Origin of the sequence: Yersinia sp. 2541 StPb PI, from assembly GCF_052217145.1 — a bacterium.
Taxonomy (GTDB): domain Bacteria; phylum Pseudomonadota; class Gammaproteobacteria; order Enterobacterales; family Enterobacteriaceae; genus Yersinia; species Yersinia enterocolitica_E.
In genome coordinates, this window is record NZ_JAZGQB010000001.1 from 1,131,699 (window position 1) to 1,149,213 (window position 17,515).

Sequence of the window (17,515 nt, forward strand, 5' to 3'; positions counted from 1 at the left end):
GACTTGCTTATAAGTTGGGAGTTTTGTTTGTTTACAGTAAAATGTCAATTTTAGGACTTAAATTATTCTACCCCATGGATAGTTCCTCTGGGAAAGACAAGAGAGAGCCATACGGATATTTCCTATTATTAAGAAGCGTTATTTTTCTCTTGACTTTTTATCTTTTCCCAATGAGAAAGGTCAATATCCCAGATGGATAAATAATCTTCAATATATAAATCGATAATATCTGGACTTAGTTTTTCTTTTTCTCTCATGAAGCGTAATTTATTTTGAATTTGATATAGCTTTAATAATGTCCATTTTTGTCGTGCCCATTGTTCTTGATAGGAAAAATGTGATTCGAGGCCAATGGTTAAAGTCAAAAATGCGCTTGTTATTAATGATAATGTAGATAGATTCATATGCCCATTACTTACACCAACTAAAATAGTAGTCAGAGCAGCGAAAGACAAACTTAGTATCTTAAGTGTATTTGCTTTCCTCTTTGTATTTTTGACTTTTTCTTTCATTTTTAATATTTTTTCATCTACTTCATTCAGCAAAGAAGTTAAATTATTGTTCATCAGTTACCCATTATTAACATGATTTCGTTTAGATCATTTTCTGAAAATGGCCATTTGTTCTTAAATATTTGTGTTTTTTTATCTACCATAAATAAGCAAAAAACTATAGCAGCACTTTGTTTTATATAACTTCCTGTAATACAGTCTGAGTTTATTTTCTCAGCGAAATATTCTTTATAGCCATCATTATCATCTAAATAGGTAAGGTATTTTTTGAATAGTTGATCAGTTAAAGTTTCAAAATATATATTTAATATGTGATATAATATTTTATCTTTTGCTTTCTTGTTGTAGCTCACATTGATATGATAATACATAGATATAGAGTGGTTAGCCCATTTCTCTATTTTAACATTGCTTTTGCTTAGCTCATCCTTTGCTAATAAAAACAACTCATCTGTAGATTCCATCAACGCTATAGTTCTTGCCATTCTTCGTTTAATATCAGAAGACGGCTTAGCTTTGCATTTATATACTGAATCATGTGATACTTCTGCGTATGCATGCTGAAGAAGGGTTCTTACTTGAATTTCACATGGGGTTCCAGTAGGAATTAAGATTTTTTCTCCTATTGATATGGGTTCTAAATTCTTAACCACGTAATGTACAGACTGATAATCAAACAAGTATGGTTTATCTTCTTTTTCTTTTATAAAGTCTCTATCGTCGGAATATTCCCATTGAGAACAGTCCTCTATAATTTTTTTTATGATAGGAATATCATCTGTGAGGAGAACAACAAATCTTACTCCAACTTTATCTGTTATGTCTTCGTATGGATTTTTATAGTTTTTGGAGCGATAGAAAGCTTTTTCTATTAGTGATGATATGTCTTTCATTCTATAAGAAGGTTCTATTTTTAAAATAGATTCCATCTCATTTTCTTTTAATTTATTTTGTATATTTTGAAGAACGAGTTTACCCCAAGAGGAATAGATGTCCTTCTCTCTTTCAAATGTTGCGATAAACTCGTCTATCTCATTCATATCTTAGTTTCCTATTAAATAACCATTTATTTTCACGATGGTAAATTCATCATTATTTTCGATTATTTTACAGGGACTATCACCATTAACCGAAGGATAGATTATTTTAACTTCGTTGCTGAATTTAAATGTGGAGCTTTTTATTTTGCTTCGAATCAATGTGTCATCTTTTTTGAATGCTGAAATTATTGGGTTTTTTTCTTCGCAAAATGAAATGTAATCATCGCGTTTAGCAACTGGAATATATTTCTCTGAGAAGTCGTTTGTTCCGATAATTTCAGATTGCTCTGTTTTAATATAAATTCTTAGCGCACTTGAAAGATCAATTTTTTCTTCGATAGATTTACAATTTTCATTAATATAATCTTCGGTGATTTCATAAAAACTTCTTGTTAATCTTCCTGAATCAGCAGATATGGATAGTCCCAAAAAAGTTTTGTAAAAGTAAGCCGCTGCTCCTGAATCATCTTTTGATGTTAAATTATTATCGAATAAAAAAACCTCATACGCATTTTTATTCATAACAGGCAAACGACTTTTCTCAGAAAAGAATGCGACTTTGTAAAGTTTTTGTTCTGGAGTAAGGAACAGATTATTTAAATAACCGATCGTGGCTACATTATCTTTTACAGTAGAAGTAAAACCTTCATGTAGCTCAGCCTTAATTATTGCTACAGCTCTCGTTTTTTTTGTAATCCCATAGGAACATCTTACTACGACCAGAACTCCTTCAGGATGCTTCTTGCTTGTTTGAGCTTTACCAAGTTTGTCGGCGATATCTTTACTTTTAGATACGAAAACTTCCTCACCAGCATCATGCAAGGTATGAATTTTTCCGAGTGGATCATCTTCAACTATGTCCATCTCAATACATTTTGAACCTTTAGACAAAACTTTGGTAAGTCGTTGCTCAAGTGTCAGCTTTGCCTTTCCTGTCAAGGGTATGATGTTGTTTGAATGCTCTACATCAAAATGAGACTGTTGACCGGGTAAATAGATTCTGTGGATGATCAGATCGGTTATGTTTAGATTTTTTAAATCCAGTGGGCCTTTTATCACTGTTTTATCCTTATCAATCACATGGTTAGCTGATGAGTTATATTCTCACAGCGCCATAATACCACATTCAATCAATAACATAGGAATACTCCCAAAAAACAAAAACCACTTGCCCAGATTACACTTGCTTTTAAAACTCAATCAGTATGTATTATCTTAAATTAAATACTGGTTATCTGTACAGTCAAATTGCAATGGGAGCAATATTAATCTGCTGGTAGCTTAACTTCGACTCATACCCTGCTTTGTGTAATAAGTATTTTCACGCAGTGCTTTGTAGATCCATTAGAGACGATATCTTCACGCAGCAATAGCCTTATGTTTCTGCACTTGAATATAATCCCCCCACCATTGCATAAGATCTGCTCTTTCGACGAGATACTCGGCACGATTGTAAGCGGCTATAATCTCAGTGCTTTTGGTATGAGCCAAAGCTGACTCAAGAACTTCCGTCCTGAATTTACCGCATTCCTCTGCTGCTGTTCTTGCGATAGATCGCATACCGTGGGCAACCAATTCACCACCTAAACCCATACGGATTAACGCTGCATTGGCTGTTTGCTCATGCATATGGGTCAATGGAGTTTTTATGCTGGGAAATACCCATTCACGATGGCTGCTGATAGGCTGCATATTTTCTAGTATACGAAGAGCTTCTTTGCTGAGCGGCACCTTATGAGGACGCTTCATCTTCATAAATTCGGGGGGAATGTTCCAGATTTTTTTCTCTGTATCGATGTCAGCCCAACGCGCACGAACAGCCTCTCCGGGGCGAACCCAAGTAAGCAATTGCCATTCAATCAGCATACGTGTTTCCAGCCGTATGGAAGCATTCGCCAGTGCAGCCATAAATCTTGGTAGTTCGCTGGGGGGAAGTGCGGGCATATTTTGCTTTTTAGGTTTACTAAAACGCTGACCAAGGTTATCAGCAGGATTAAACTCAATAAGTTCTTCTGTCGCTGCCCAGCGGAAGATTTCATTCAGGCGGGAAATGATTCGGCGCAGGGTTTCCAATACACCGCGTTGTTCAATTGGGTCAAGATGCTGCTTCAATAACTTAGGCCGGATCTCTTTGATAGGGACATTGCCTAATCCGGGGAAGATATTTCTTTCAAGACTGCGCCAAATGTCTTCTGCATGGTCTTTGGATATACCAGATGTCTTTACCTTCTCATCTAACCACTTTCGAGCAACGGCTTGGAGCGTGTGCTCAGTAGCATCCTTCAATGCATTAGCTTTATCGTTGTTATGGACTTGTGGATCGATGCCATTGGCAAGTAAAGATAGGTATTCATCCCGCAAAACTCTTGCTCTTGCTAACGTGAGGTGGGGGTAGGTTCCGAGGCTTATCTTTGTTCGCTTTTTAGTTATTGGCACTGCATACCTGAAATACCAATTTTTCTTACCACCCCTTGAGAGGGGGGCGATTCTTAGCATTAGGCCATCACCGTCAAACAAGTTGATTTCTTTGTCTGAAGGTTTAGTGCTTTTGATTTCAGTATCCGTGAGTTTTTTTGCGAGTTTTGCCATTTTGGGACCCTCAAGTTTTGGACCCTTTGTGTAGGGTCCCAAGGAGGGTGCCATAAGTAGTGGTTTCTAGCAATTCTCAGTAGACTACTATAGACGTAAAAAAGCCCGCAAGGCTGGTTCCATGCGGGCTTAGTAGACTTTACTATACTTCGGTAAAACTAAAATTGGTGGAGCTGGGGGGATTTGAACCCCCGTCCGAAATTACTACGCCGTCGGCACTACATGCTTAGTCCAGTCATTACATTCGCCGGTTAGCTGCGGACGGACACGCCACTAACAAACTATCCTGATTAGTTTTAATGCTTCAACCCCAGGCAAGGTTTCCACACGAGCTCTTTTGGGTTTGACCTCTCTTGATCCCCGTCCTAAGAGCGGAGGCTAGGGAGAGAGGGAACCTTCAGTTTCTTAGGCTGATTAAGCTGCTAAAGCAGCAGATTCGTATTGCGAGTCGTTTGCAATTATTTTTTTTGCGGTTTTTTACGAGGCCTCCGCACCTCGGCATGCACCTTGGGTTTCGCGAATCCCGTCGAATCCAGAATCAGCCCCAAAGAACTTCTATAGTATACCAGAACTATACGCTGATAAGCCAGAGACTTAACGGTTAGCGTGTTTCATTATTCTAGCTTTATCGACCTGCCATTCACGATCTTTGATGTCATCACGTTTATCGTGATCTTTCTTACCTTTTGCGACACCGATTTTAACTTTAACCCAAGCATTTTTCCAATATACGGAAAGGGCAACTACGGTAAAACCGTCGCGATTAACTTTACCGAGCAGCGAATCCAGCTCGCGTTTGTTTAGCAGCAGTTTACGGGTACGCATTGGCTCGCAGACAACATGAGTCGACGCAACGTTCAACGGCGTAATGGTGGCGCCAAACAAGAAGGCTTCGCCATTTCTAAAGGTTACGTAGCTATCACTAATGTTGGCTTTGCCAGCACGCAGAGATTTTACTTCCCAACCTTGCAGCGCAAGACCCGCTTCGAACTCTTCTTCAATGAAGTATTCATGGCGGGCTCGTTTATTTTGCGCAATGGTTGCGGAACCGGGTTTGTATGCTTTTTTCTTTGTCATAGTATTGATCATTATACTGTATGCGGAGGCGAATGAAATCCTTTCCCGCAGGATGCCTGTGCATTTTGTCTCATTTGTTGCGTAGAATGCCTAGCAGATTTTTGTCTGGCGGTAGATAAATGGTATTATCAGCGCGTTTTATGTCTCACAGGAAATGTTATGCCACAGATTAGCCGCTCTGCGTTGGTTCCGTTTAGCGTAGAACAGATGTATCAACTGGTTAATGATGTTCGCTCTTATCCAGAATTTTTGCCTGGTTGCACCGGCAGCCGGGTGCTTGATGTTACTGAAAATGAAATGACGGCCGCAGTTGATGTCGCCAAGGCTGGTATCAGTAAAACGTTTACTACACGCAATACATTGACTGATAACCAGAGCATTAATATGCAATTGGTAGATGGGCCATTTCGGAAATTAATGGGCGGATGGCATTTTACCCCATTAAGTGCAGATGCTTGTAAAGTTGAACTGCACCTGGATTTTGAATTTACCAATAAGCTGATTGAGTTGGCTTTTGGTAAAATATTCAAGGAATTAGCTGGCAATATGGTGCAGGCGTTCACTCAACGTGCTAAAGAGGTATACAGTGTCTGAGATTCGCGTTGAGGTGGTTTATGCCTTGCCTGAACGCCAATATTTGCGGACTGTTTCACTTGAGGCTGGTAGTACTGTTGAGGATGCTATCAAAGCATCAGGTTTACTTGAGTTACGATCAGATATTGATCTGACAAAAAATAAAGTGGGTGTTTACAGCCGCCCGGTAAAGCTGGGAGATAAGCTTTCCACGGGTGATCGTGTTGAGATTTATCGCCCTCTGAGCGCAGACCCTAAAGAGTTACGCCGACAACGCGCCGAACAGGCAAAAAAATAAGGCACCGTCTGTGCCTTATTTTTATTGTAGCCCTGAACTGCTATCGAAGAAAAAGCGTACGCCATCCTATGGTTGCATAAGCATTAGGCGGCTTGTTGCCTAAAACCATAATCAGTATTCGTTCCCTTCATCTGTTCTGCAATCTTCGGATAAATTAATTTCCTGCTAATGTTGGTTCGTTTTTGATATCAGTCAGCACGCCGCTGCTATCAAAGGTCAACGTCAACGTCTGTTGTGTTACTTTCTGGTGGCCAGGTTGTTGGCGGAACACATAGAACCAGGTTTTGGTGCCAAACGGGTCCTGTAGCATTGGTGTGCCTAAGGTATATGCCACTTGTTGCTGGGTCATACCTTTATGAATTTTGGACGCGTCATTAGGTGATAAATAGTTACCCTGATTAATATCAGGCCGGTAGACCACCTTCTCCAGCGTTGAACAACCCGCAGTAAGCATTGCAAGCATCACAGCGGCGGCAGTCAGCATTTTACAGCGCATAGTAATCACATTCCTTTAGGGCGTAGGATGACGATGATAATAGACCTTGCAGCAGTTGGAAACCTTTACAGGGCACCTGTATGACCTCTGGAAAGGAAAAAAGTTAATCTTTTCTATGCTGCGAGCAATTCTTTTGCATTTGCCAAGGTGTTTTTCGTCACTTCACTGCCGCCCAGAAGGCGCGCCAACTCTTGCAAGCGGGCTTTTTTATCTAGCCGATGCATATGGGTTTCGGTTTCAGTGCCATCGGTTTGTTTACTCACAAAGAAATGTTGATGGCCACAACCCGCAACTTGTGGGAGGTGGGTCACACACATAACCTGAGTCGATTCACCAAGCTGACGCAACAGGCGGCCCACTATGGCTGCCGTTGGTCCACTGATACCAACATCAACTTCATCGAAGATAAGCGCAGGAGTATCCATTTTACGCGCTGTAATCACCTGAATCGCCAATGCGATGCGAGACAGTTCACCACCGGAGGCGACTTTGGCCAGTGCTTGTAGCGGTTGACCTGGGTTGGTAGTGACGCAGAACTCAATGCGGGTCGCCCCTTCAGCACTGAGGTGCTCTGGCTCAAAATGGGTGTCAATCGTGAATTGGCCATGTGGCATTGATAATTGATGCATGCTTTCGGTAATTAGCGCGGCCAATTCATCAGCATAATGCTGGCGTTCTTGGTGCAACCGGTTAGCTATCTCTAACGCGTGTTGATAGTGAGTATTTACCGCGTGGCTGAGTTGCTCATGGTCGTTTTCTTGCCGTGACAGCTGTTCTTGCTCATCCAGCAATTGCTGGTGAAACAAGGGTAACTCTTCTGGTGCTACATGGTGTTTACGGGCCAGATTTAATTGACGAGATAACCGTTGTTCCAATTCATACAAACGGTTAGGGTCCATATCAAATTGCTCCGCATAATGGCGTAGCTCATCACTGGCTTCACTGATTTGGATAGAAGCCTCTTCTAGCATATTTAATAAATTATTAAATTGTTCATCCATGCCAGCCAGTTCGGTTAACTGGTGTTTGGCTGAGAAGAGCTGGCTGAGAATGTTATTCTGTTCATCATCCGACAGCAATTGTAAGGCTTGTTGGCTGAGTGACAACAACTGCCCACTGTTTGCCAAACGCTTATATTCGATATCAATTTGTTCATATTCCCCCGCTTGTGGGACAAATGAATTTAGTTCCTTCAACTGATATTGCAATAATTCCTTTCGGGCGTTACGTTCCAGAGATTGCTGTTGATGGAGTGCCAGTGCCCGGCAGCTTTGGTGCCAGATTTGATAGGCTGTTTTCATTTCGCTCAGCAAAGCAGACTGGTCTGCGTAGGCATCTAATAGCTGTTTTTGATGATCTGGTCTTAATAGCAACTGATGGGCATGTTGGCCGTGAATCTGGATGAGATGTTGGCCTAACTCTCGCAGTTGTGACAGGGGGACTGCCGTACCATTAATAAAGCCTCTTGAGCGGCCATCGGTTCCAATAGCCCGCCGCAATAGGCATTCATTACTGTCATCAAGATGGTTATTTTCCAACCACTGTCGGGCCGATGGGGTGTCTGTCAGTGAAAAGCGAGCACAAATATCAGCACGCGTTGCACCTAAACGCACCATGCTGCCATCTGAGCGGCTACCAAGGCATAACCCCAATGCATCTATGGCGATAGATTTACCTGCCCCTGTTTCGCCAGTAATTGCTGTCATCCCGGGTTGAAAATCGATTTCTAACTCACGCACAATTGCAAAATTACTGATGGTTAATTGGGCCAGCATGGCAAATCTCCTGTACATAAACACATGGCTGTATTTGAATACAGTATAGACTGGTTTTATATACAGTAAAGTCCTTGCGGCACTTTTTAGAATAATTTTTTCGACCAGCCTAGTTTTGTACTTAACGTATTGAAATAACTGTAGTCCTTTGGATGAATAAGATTAAGGTGAAAATCACTACGGCGAATTAATACTTCTTCACCCTCCTGAATCGGTAGTGCTATCTGGCTATCACAGCTTATTTCCAGGTCGCTGGTGATTTGCGAAAACTTCAATCGGATGGTGCTGCTACTATTAATGACCAGAGGTCTGGCGGTTAGAGTGTGTGGGAACATCGGGACCAATACGATGGCGTCTAGGGTGGGGGTGAGGATTGGACCACCAGCCGAGAGCGAATAAGCCGTCGAGCCGGTAGGGGTGGCAATGATCAGGCCGTCTGAACGTTGAGAAAAAGCGAAGCGGTTATCGATATACACTTCGAATTCAATCATATGTGCCACTTTACCCGGATGCAAAACCACTTCATTGATTGCTGTGCTGATGCGGCTTTGCTGATTGGTACGAGTCACTTGTACTTCTAGTAAGAAGCGTTGTTCGCTTAGGTATTCGCCTTCCAGTACATCTGAAAGTTGTTGTTGGGCATTATCCGGGTCCAAATCAGTCAGAAAGCCCAGATTGCCTCGGTTGACACCGATGACTTTGATATCATAGCGAGCGAGTACTCGCGCGGCACCGAGCATATTGCCGTCGCCCCCGACCACCACGGCTAAATCGGCTTTTTGGCCAATATCAGCCAAGCTGCCGGTAATGGCATCGGTTAAATTTAGATCTTTGGCGATCTGCTGTTCAACCATCACGTCATAACCTTTGGCGTTTAACCAGTGGTAGAGCATCTCATGGGTGGCAAGTGCCGCCGGATGCCGTGGGTGACCGACAATACCAATACAATTGAATCTTTTATTATTCATTGCCGTGATTTTCCTTACTGGGGCGTCTTTTACCCCACATTATGACCGGTTCCCTTGAATCCCCGGTTTTGATCCCCATAATAAGCCAAGTAGCGAGATTAATGCTAAAACGCGGAGATATCCATGAGTAGTAAAGAACAGAAAACACCAAACGAGCAAGTCTCGGAAGAAATGGAAAATGCAGCAGAGCAGCAAGTGGAAGCGACACAAGAGACGGGTGAAGGTGTAGATCCGCGTGTTGCCGAGCTTGAAGCGCAGTTGGCTGCAGCCGTACAGCGTGAGCGCGAAAGCTTGCTACGCGCTAAGGCTGAAGTTGAGAATATCCGTCGTCGTACTGAATTGGATGTTGAAAAAGCGCATAAGTTTGCACTGGAAAGATTTTCATCTGAATTATTGCCAGTGATCGATAATCTGGAACGTGCACTGGATACTGCTGATAAAAGCAATGCCGAACTGACTTCGATGATTGAAGGTGTCGAGTTGACGCTGAAATCACTGCTCGATGCAGTAGGTAAATTCGGCATTGAGGTTGTCGCTGATACCCATGTGCCGTTTAATCCTGATGTTCATCAGGCAATGACGATGCTTGAATCTGCTGATCATGAACCAAATCATGTGATGATGGTGATGCAAAAAGGCTATACGCTAAATGGCCGTTTGCTACGCCCGGCAATGGTTGCGGTATCTAAAGCGAAAGCTTAAGGTGTCCTGACGTGAAAAAGGCACCTTCGGGTGCCTTTTTTTATTTAACTATCTTGGTATTTTAATCTGCTGTTGGTAGTTTTGGTTGCCAATCAATAGCTTGTTGATTGTGCTGTTGCAGTAGCTGATTTGCTTGTGAAAAGTGCTTACAACCAAGAAAACCACGATGGGCAGACAGCGGCGATGGGTGCGGCGCTTTTAAAATAAAGTGGCGTTGGGTATCAATGATCCGGCCCTTCTTCTGGGCATGTGCTCCCCACAGCATAAAAATCACCCCATCACGATGTTCATTCAGGGCTGCAATGACTTTATCAGTGAAGGTTTCCCAACCAAGGTTAGCATGAGAGTGCGCATTACCTGCTTCAACGGTTAGCACGGTATTGAGCAGCAATACCCCTTGTTCGGCCCAGCTTTGCAAGAAGCCATGATTGGGGCGCTCAAAGCCTGGAATATCGGTAGCCAACTCTTTGTACATGTTCACCAAAGAGGGAGGCGCCGGCACACCAGGTAACACAGAAAATGATAATCCATGTGCTTGATTGGGGCCGTGGTAGGGGTCTTGCCCTAAAATAACCACTTTAACCTGACCCAATTCAGTCAGGCGGAATGCGTTAAATACATCTTTTTGCGCAGGATAGATAGTCTTGCCAGCACTGCGTTCTGCTGCCACATAGGCCAGTGTATCTCTAAAGTAAGGCTGTTCTTTTTCCTGGCCGATCACATCGTGCCAGGTAAGGGAGGCAGACATAAACACTCTCCTTGGTTTCTGCAAAGTATTGATGTGCGTTAGCTTACCGGTTCAAACCGGTGAGTGAAACCGTTAAACCTGACTCTGTGACGTAATGATGATTTTTTGACCTTTTTATGCAAAAAATGTTGAAAATTTACAAAAATATTTGCTGTCAGTTGTTTTGATAAAATTGATATAAAACATAAATTTGCCGATGGAGTTATTACTGACATGGCTGAAAGATTGATTTAAGTCAAAGAATTGCGACGGTCTGACTGGTATACAGAACAATAAGACAACAATGGTTTTACCAAATAACCAAGATAGTTTCTCCCCCTTGGAATTTATATCCGCATTATGGAGGCACCAAATGATTACTGGTATTCAAATTACTAAAGCTAACAATGAAGCCTTACTGAACTCTTTTTGGCTGTTGGATGATGAAAAATCTGAATTGCGCTGCGTTTGCGCTAAAGCGGGTTATGCCGAAGATCAGATAGTTCCTGCCAGTGAGTTAGGCCAGATTGAATATCGCGAAGTTCCACTGGAAGTGCAGCCAACAGTGCGTGTTGAAGGTGGTCAGCATTTGAACGTTAACGTTCTGCGCCGCGAAACACTGGAAGATGCAGTGAAAAATCCAGAAAAATATCCTCAGTTGACGATTCGTGTTTCTGGCTATGCAGTGCGTTTTAACTCTCTGACACCAGAACAACAACGTGATGTGATTACTCGTACTTTCACTGAAAGTCTGTAATTTTTGTCATAACGTTTAAGTCATTCAAAAATTCTAAGGGAGCTTCGGCTCCCTTTTTCATCTCTGCTATTTAGTGGTCGATAAATTTGATAACGATCACACTTCTCTATATTTATAAGTAAATCTTATCATTTCTATTTAAGAACTCATCCGATGTGTCGATAGATAAACCCATAACGCCGAACTAATTATCTGGATTATCTTTCGACAAGGAGTTGGCATGAGTGGACCTGTCAGTTTGATTGGGCCTACTGCATTAGTAGGTTTAATGAGTCAAGTGAACCCATCGGAACTGCCAAAGAGGGATGTCACCACCGCGGACAAGCCTTCAGTGGGACAACCGACTCATCATACAGCAGCAACGCTGGCAGGTAATGAGCTTTGTTACAGTATGCAAGCTAACGTTAGCCTGACACGAAGTAACGGATCTGCGACGGGGAGTGAGCATGTTGCGATATCAAATGGACAAGGATCACAGCAAGGGGACTATTCATTAGCATTACTCGCTAAAGATGTTTACGCTCCTGCTGCTGGGAGCATCGGCGGGTTTACACGTTTGAGTGATGGTGAGTTACTGGCTGCGGGAATAGATCCGGCGAGTTTATTTAATAGTGCTTCAGGATTTCAGGCTGGGATTTATCATGATAATCAGCAGTATGTTTTATCCTTTGCCGGTACCAATGATGTAAATGATTGGCTAAGTAACATCCGGCAAGCCACTGGCTACGATGATGTACAGTATAATCAAGCCGTTGCTGTAGGGAAAACAGCAAAAATGGCATTTGGTGATGCGCTGGTGATTACCGGGCACTCATTGGGGGGCGGTTTGGCGGCGACCGCAGCATTAGCGAGTGGAACATTTGCGGTGACATTTAATGCCGCGGGTGTTTCAGACCATACCATAAATCGCCTTGGTATGGACCCCACTCAAGCACGGATTTCAGCAGGAAACGGTGGTGTGCGCTGCTATAGCGAACAATATGATTTGCTGACAGATGCACAGGAATCTACGTGGTTAATTCCTGATGCGGTAGGCCATAAAATCACTCTGACAAATAGTGACAAACTCACAGGGATAGATGATTGGCTGCCACATAAGCACCTTGAACGCCGCTTATCGGCACACAGTATTGATAAAGTGATCAGCTCAATGAGTGAACAACAACCTTGGGAGCGGCAGTATGCCTGAATCGACACTGGCAATGAGGGTGAGGCGCCATTTGCGTTATGCCATCTACGGTGTTTTGATGCCATTAATAAGTTTTGAGGGGCAGGCGATGACAGATATTAATACAGCTTTTACTGATCCGACTGTAATACCGATCGCTGATGCGATTGTCCACGGAGATGTAAAACAGATCCATCAGTTAGCAAATGAAAAGTTGTTGCAGCAGCAAGGTGATCGGTCGCTAACCCTGATGCAGTGGGCTATTCTCAACCAACAGCCAGAAAGTTTAGCGGCGTTGCTGCAAGAGCATGCTGATCCATTTCAGTCGGGCATGCAGGGTGATACCGCCTGGCATACGGCGGCTAGTGTGCAAGATGCGCATTACCTGCAAATTTTACTTGAAGGTCGTATGAAACCTAATGCGCGCAATAGTGTGACACTGGCGACGCCATTGGCTGCGGCTGTTATGGCGGGGCGCGGAGTTCAGGTTATCCTGCTGTTAGTTGCTGGGGTCGATCCGAATATGGCTGATCGGATGGGGGATACACCACTGCATTTAGCGGGCAAAACCAATGCGCCAGATCTGGCATTGCGGCTATTAAAAGCCGGTGCTGATCCTGAATTACGCAACAAGCAGGGGGCGACCTTTCAACAATATTTTGCCATGACGCCTTTGAATATTCAAAGTGCTGAAATGCAACAAAAACACCAGCAATTGAATACCTGGCTGCGCGGGAAGAAACTCGCTGAGATTTATCAGCAGTAGTAGAATATTAGCCGGATAGGCTAAAACGCAACTTGAGTGCGAAATACAGTAAGGTTGTCGCCATCGTGCTGATAATAAAAAAGCCGCTATTGTAAGCGGCTTCTTCGCAAGAATGCTAAATCAATCAGCACTCTTGGTATCAGGTTTTTCCTTTGGCTTACGCCGCTTACCAACATTTTTGGCATCGCGGTGACGTACCTTAACCTTTACCTTCTCTTTGCTGGCTTCTTTTAGCTCTTTACGCTTTGCTAAAACCTTTTTAGAAGGCTTACCGGTGGTTTTTTCGCTTGGTGCCTTACTGGTCGGGCGTAATTCATCAATAACCCGTGGCTTCAATGGTTCGTTCAGATAACGGCCAATTTTACCCAGCAATAGATGGTCATGCGCTTCAACTAATGAGATAGCAACACCTTTGCGCCCGGCGCGGCCAGTACGGCCAATACGGTGCAGATAGACGTCAGATGTCAGCGGCAGATCAAAGTTGAATACATGACTGATATCGTCGATGTCGAGGCCGCGTGAAGCCACATCAGTGGCAACCAGAACGTTAACCCGGCCATCGCCTAAACGAATAACGGCTTCGGTGCGCTTCGCCTGAACCATTTCACCTTCGAGGAACCAGGCGTTAATTCCGGCCTCACGTAGCCAACTGACCAGTTGGTGTACCTTTTCACGGGTTCTGACGAAAATGATGGATTTCTGCACTTCCGGTTGCTTGAGCAGATGCACTAGCAGCGCGGTTTTGTGTTCGATATTGTCAGCACGATAGTACCATTGCTGAATTTTTTTACGTTCGCGACGAGATGGATCGGCTTCCAACTCTACCGGCTCATTCAGGATGCGTTCCGCAAACTCACGGATAGCTTCACCTTCAAGCGTGGCGGAGAACAGTAAGGTTTGTTTACGCCAGCGAGTCTCTGCGGCGATGGTTTCAATGTCCTGCGCAAAGCCCATATCCAGCATACGGTCGGCTTCATCCAGAATCAGGGTTTCTACTGCCCGACAGTCAAAGTTCTCTTCTTTGATGTATTGCAACAAGCGGCCAGTGGTCGCAACAACGATATCCTGATTTTCACTAAACACTTCCGCGTGGTTCATATAAGCCACACCGCCGGTGATCGTGGCGATATCCAGTTGTGTATGCTTGGCCAATTCACGGGCTTGATCCGCAACTTGCATGGCTAATTCACGGGTTGGCGTCAGGATCAGTATCCGTGGCGGGCCAGATTTTTTGCGTGGGAAATCGAGCAAATGCTGCAAGGCAGGCAGCAAAAAGGCGGCAGTTTTGCCAGTACCTGTTGGAGCCGAACCCAATACATCGCGCCCATCCATAGCTGGCGGAATAGCCGCAGCTTGAATGGCGGTAGGGCGCTCATAGCCTTTGTCGCGCAGTGCGTCAATCAGGCGTTCATCGAGATCGAGTTCGGAAAAATTGGTTACAGTCATGGTCTTCCTCTACTTGGGGCGCCGATTATAGACGGGTTAGCCGAATTCTTCACCTGTTTAAGCTGTAATGATGTCTTTTCCCTTCAATCATATTGTCCTATGCTACGCCGGTTATGGATTCTGGTGACTAATGTGGGCGAACAATTGAAAAAAAAACCGGTGTTACGTGGTGGTGGTTTCACTTTTAAACAATTCTTTGTGGCACATGATTGCTGTGCGATGAAGGTAGGCACTGATGGTGTTCTACTTGGGGCTTGGGTGCCGGTGGAAAAAGCCCGTAAAGTGCTGGATATCGGTTGTGGCAGTGGACTTATTGCTCTAATGATTGCTCAACGTTCAACATCTGAGGTATTGATTGATGGCGTTGAACTGGAGCCAGAAGCCGCACGGCAGGCAAGCAGCAATGCGGCGTCATCTCCCTGGGCTGAGCGGGTTCGTATTTATCAGCAGGACGTGCACCAGTTTGCTGAAAACCACCCTCATCAGTATGATCTGATTGTCAGCAATCCACCTTATTTTGCTCCGGCGGTCGCCTGCCGGGATGAGGCCCGCGATACTGCGCGTTACACCGGCTCCTTAACGCATGATGCTTTACTAAACTGTGCTGAGAAGCTTATGACACCGAGCGGTGCGTTTTGTGTGGTTTTACCTCATGACTTGGGAATTGAACTCTCCCGCCTTGCTATTCAACAAAACTGGTTCGTTCACTGCCAAGTAGACATCAGGGATCGTCCTGGTAAGCCGCTAAATAGAATGTTATTGACGTTATCGCGCCAGACGGGAGAGACGGAGTATCAGCATTTAGCTTTGCGTCAATCTGAAGGGGTCTATTCCCCTGAATTTTGTCAGTTGATCAGCGAGTTTTATCTCAACTATTAGTTATCGTGATAAGTGGTTGTAGTGATAAGTCAAAAATCAGGATAAGCAGGGCGCGATAGTGAAACGCGCCCTGAAAAGCTATTATGGATGGAGAATGGTAGGCTGTGGATTCTCTATTTGATCAGGATAATCAAGCGTATAATGCAAACCACGGCTCTCTTTTCGCTCCATGGCACAGCGCACGATTAACTCAGCGACCTGCACGAGGTTACGTAATTCCAGCAGATTATTGGAGATACGGAAGTTGGCATAATATTCATCAATCTCCTGCTGTAATGTGTTGATACGGCGTAAAGCGCGCTCTAAGCGTTTGGTGGTGCGCACAATACCGACGTAATCCCACATGAATAAACGCAGTTCATGCCAGTTATGCTGAATGACGACACGTTCATCAGAGTTATCAACACGGCTTTCGTCCCAGTCTGGCAAATGTTTCGCCAATTTGGCATGTGGCAAGCGCATAAGAATATCTTCAGCGGCAGACCAGCCATACACCAGGCACTCGAGTAGAGAGTTAGAAGCCATGCGGTTAGCGCCATGCAAGCCGGTATAGCTGACTTCGCCAATCGCATATAAACCATCCAGGTCAGTACGCCCATGTTGGTCTACCATTACACCGCCACAGGTATAGTGAGCAGCAGGTACGATAGGAATGGCTTCTTTGGTCAGATCGATACCGAGCGACAGTAGTTTTTCGTAGATCATCGGGAAGTGTTGCATCACGAAATCAGTCGGTTTATGACTGATATCCAGATACATACAATCAGCACCGAGGCGCTTCATCTCATGGTCTATGGCGCGGGCGACGATATCACGCGGGGCCAACTCCCCTCGGGGATCAAAATCAAGCATAAAGCGGCTGCCGTCAGGGCGCTTAAGGTAAGCACCTTCGCCACGTAATGCTTCGGTCAGTAAGAAGTTACGCGCTTGCGGATGGAACAAGCAGGTAGGATGAAATTGGTTAAATTCTAAATTAGCGACACGACACCCAGCACGCCATGCCATGGCGATACCATCGCCAGAAGAGATATCGGGGTTAGTGGTATATTGGTAAACTTTGGCGGCACCACCGGTAGCTAAAACGACCGCTTTAGCCCGAAAAGTTTCAACTTTCTCAAGCTCCCGGTTCCAGATATAAGCGCCGACCACACGTTTAGTGCCCGTCAGACCAATTTTATTGGACGTGATAAGATCGACAGCATTACAGCGTTCTTTCACTAAAATGTTAGGGTGGGTCCTTGCTTTACCTACCAGGGTAGTTTCTACTTCTTTACCTGTAGCATCAGCAGTATGCAGTATACGGCGATGGCTATGGCCGCCTTCACGGGTAAGGTGATAACGTTCTTCGCCGCTGGCATTGGTTTCGGTATCAAACAGGACGCCTTGATCAATAAGCCATTGCACGCAAGAGCGGGCGTTACTGGCAATAAACTCTACGGCGTCTTTGTCACAAAGCCCGGCCCCAGCAATCAGGGTGTCATCGACATGTGAACTAATGCTGTCAGTTTCATCAAAAACGGCAGCAATACCTCCCTGAGCATAAAAAGTGGCACCTTCATTAAGTGGCCCTTTGCTCAGAACAGTTACTTTACAATGTGGCGCCAGGCGTAAAGCCAATGACAAACCGGCAGCGCCACTCCCGATGATCAATACATCGCTAACGTGTTCAGATGATGATTGCATATCGTATGATGTGTGCAGAAGAAGAGTGAAATTCATGTTAGCCTATCTGCCAGAGCAAA

At 44.3% G+C, this 17,515-nt stretch carries 18 protein-coding genes and 1 other RNA gene; 7 read left to right on the forward strand and 12 right to left on the reverse strand.

Annotated features, from left to right (window positions below; genetic code table 11):
• Positions 1–128 precede the first annotated feature (128 nt).
• The 6 genes from V1953_RS04995 to smpB form a co-directional block, all read right to left on the reverse strand.
• Positions 129–566: a DUF4231 domain-containing protein gene (locus tag V1953_RS04995; RefSeq protein WP_442850720.1), complete on the reverse strand. Its 438-nt coding sequence runs from the start codon at positions 564–566 to the stop codon at positions 129–131.
• Positions 566–1,552, reverse strand: a complete 987-nt coding sequence (locus V1953_RS05000; RefSeq protein ID WP_427227059.1) for a GTP pyrophosphokinase — start codon at positions 1,550–1,552, stop codon at positions 566–568. Before V1953_RS05000 ends, V1953_RS04995 begins: the two co-directional genes overlap by 1 nt.
• A gap of 3 nt (positions 1,553–1,555) precedes the next feature.
• The gene (locus V1953_RS05005; RefSeq protein WP_439308692.1) at positions 1,556–2,611 is read right to left on the reverse strand and encodes a nucleoid-associated protein; all 1,056 of its coding nucleotides are present in this window, start codon (positions 2,609–2,611) and stop codon (positions 1,556–1,558) included.
• A gap of 300 nt (positions 2,612–2,911) precedes the next feature.
• Positions 2,912–4,141: an integrase domain-containing protein gene (locus tag V1953_RS05010; protein ID WP_442850721.1), complete on the reverse strand. Its 1,230-nt coding sequence runs from the start codon at positions 4,139–4,141 to the stop codon at positions 2,912–2,914.
• Positions 4,142–4,306: 165 nt separating this feature from the next.
• Positions 4,307–4,687: a transfer-messenger RNA gene (ssrA, locus tag V1953_RS05015) on the reverse strand.
• A gap of 48 nt (positions 4,688–4,735) precedes the next feature.
• The gene (smpB, locus tag V1953_RS05020) at positions 4,736–5,218 is read right to left on the reverse strand and encodes an SsrA-binding protein SmpB (RefSeq protein ID WP_049608454.1); all 483 of its coding nucleotides are present in this window, start codon (positions 5,216–5,218) and stop codon (positions 4,736–4,738) included.
• 159 nt (positions 5,219–5,377) lie between these two features.
• On the opposite strand from smpB, the gene V1953_RS05025 reads away from it, so the two are divergent.
• Positions 5,378–5,812 carry a type II toxin-antitoxin system RatA family toxin gene (locus V1953_RS05025; RefSeq protein ID WP_005188672.1) on the forward strand — a complete coding sequence of 145 codons (435 nt, stop codon included), beginning with the start codon at positions 5,378–5,380 and terminating at the stop codon, positions 5,810–5,812.
• The gene (locus V1953_RS05030; RefSeq protein WP_083163106.1) at positions 5,805–6,089 is read left to right on the forward strand and encodes an RnfH family protein; all 285 of its coding nucleotides are present in this window, start codon (positions 5,805–5,807) and stop codon (positions 6,087–6,089) included. Before V1953_RS05025 ends, V1953_RS05030 begins: the two co-directional genes overlap by 8 nt.
• A gap of 154 nt (positions 6,090–6,243) precedes the next feature.
• Here V1953_RS05030 and bamE read toward each other — a convergent pair whose 3' ends face one another.
• The 3 genes from bamE to nadK form a co-directional block, all read right to left on the reverse strand.
• Entirely contained in the window at positions 6,244–6,585 is a 342-nt protein-coding gene (gene bamE, locus V1953_RS05035) for an outer membrane protein assembly factor BamE (protein ID WP_083163108.1), read from the reverse strand.
• Between the two features lie 113 nt (positions 6,586–6,698).
• On the reverse strand, positions 6,699–8,360 hold the full coding sequence (recN, locus tag V1953_RS05040) for a DNA repair protein RecN (RefSeq protein WP_442820590.1): 1,662 nt from the start codon (positions 8,358–8,360) through the stop codon (positions 6,699–6,701).
• 86 nt (positions 8,361–8,446) lie between these two features.
• Positions 8,447–9,328 carry an NAD(+) kinase gene (gene nadK, locus V1953_RS05045; protein ID WP_083163112.1) on the reverse strand — a complete coding sequence of 294 codons (882 nt, stop codon included), beginning with the start codon at positions 9,326–9,328 and terminating at the stop codon, positions 8,447–8,449.
• 123 nt (positions 9,329–9,451) lie between these two features.
• Between nadK and grpE the strand changes: the two genes are divergently transcribed.
• Entirely contained in the window at positions 9,452–10,030 is a 579-nt protein-coding gene (gene grpE, locus V1953_RS05050) for a nucleotide exchange factor GrpE (RefSeq protein WP_083163114.1), read from the forward strand.
• 61 nt (positions 10,031–10,091) lie between these two features.
• Here the strand turns inward: grpE and ung are convergent, their stop codons facing one another.
• The gene (gene ung, locus V1953_RS05055; protein ID WP_442850722.1) at positions 10,092–10,778 is read right to left on the reverse strand and encodes a uracil-DNA glycosylase; all 687 of its coding nucleotides are present in this window, start codon (positions 10,776–10,778) and stop codon (positions 10,092–10,094) included.
• A gap of 352 nt (positions 10,779–11,130) precedes the next feature.
• Between ung and grcA the strand changes: the two genes are divergently transcribed.
• The 3 genes from grcA (at position 11,131) to V1953_RS05070 (ending at position 13,448) form a co-directional block, all read left to right on the forward strand.
• Positions 11,131–11,514 (forward strand): autonomous glycyl radical cofactor GrcA, encoded by a 384-nt coding sequence (gene grcA, locus V1953_RS05060; RefSeq protein WP_005188661.1) that lies wholly within the window; start codon positions 11,131–11,133, stop codon positions 11,512–11,514.
• Positions 11,515–11,734: 220 nt separating this feature from the next.
• Entirely contained in the window at positions 11,735–12,703 is a 969-nt protein-coding gene (locus tag V1953_RS05065) for a DUF2974 domain-containing protein (RefSeq protein ID WP_083163118.1), read from the forward strand.
• A gap of 88 nt (positions 12,704–12,791) precedes the next feature.
• Positions 12,792–13,448, forward strand: a complete 657-nt coding sequence (locus V1953_RS05070; RefSeq protein ID WP_083164120.1) for an ankyrin repeat domain-containing protein — start codon at positions 12,792–12,794, stop codon at positions 13,446–13,448.
• 120 nt (positions 13,449–13,568) lie between these two features.
• On the opposite strand, the gene srmB is transcribed toward V1953_RS05070, so the two are convergent.
• The gene (gene srmB, locus V1953_RS05075; protein WP_005188653.1) at positions 13,569–14,894 is read right to left on the reverse strand and encodes an ATP-dependent RNA helicase SrmB; all 1,326 of its coding nucleotides are present in this window, start codon (positions 14,892–14,894) and stop codon (positions 13,569–13,571) included.
• 132 nt (positions 14,895–15,026) lie between these two features.
• On the opposite strand from srmB, the gene trmN reads away from it, so the two are divergent.
• Entirely contained in the window at positions 15,027–15,773 is a 747-nt protein-coding gene (trmN, locus tag V1953_RS05080; RefSeq protein WP_442851300.1) for a tRNA(1)(Val) (adenine(37)-N(6))-methyltransferase TrmN, read from the forward strand.
• 81 nt (positions 15,774–15,854) lie between these two features.
• On the opposite strand, the gene nadB is transcribed toward trmN, so the two are convergent.
• Positions 15,855–17,456, reverse strand: a complete 1,602-nt coding sequence (gene nadB, locus V1953_RS05085) for an L-aspartate oxidase (protein ID WP_193784795.1) — start codon at positions 17,454–17,456, stop codon at positions 15,855–15,857.
• Between the last annotated feature and the right edge of the window lie 59 nt (positions 17,457–17,515).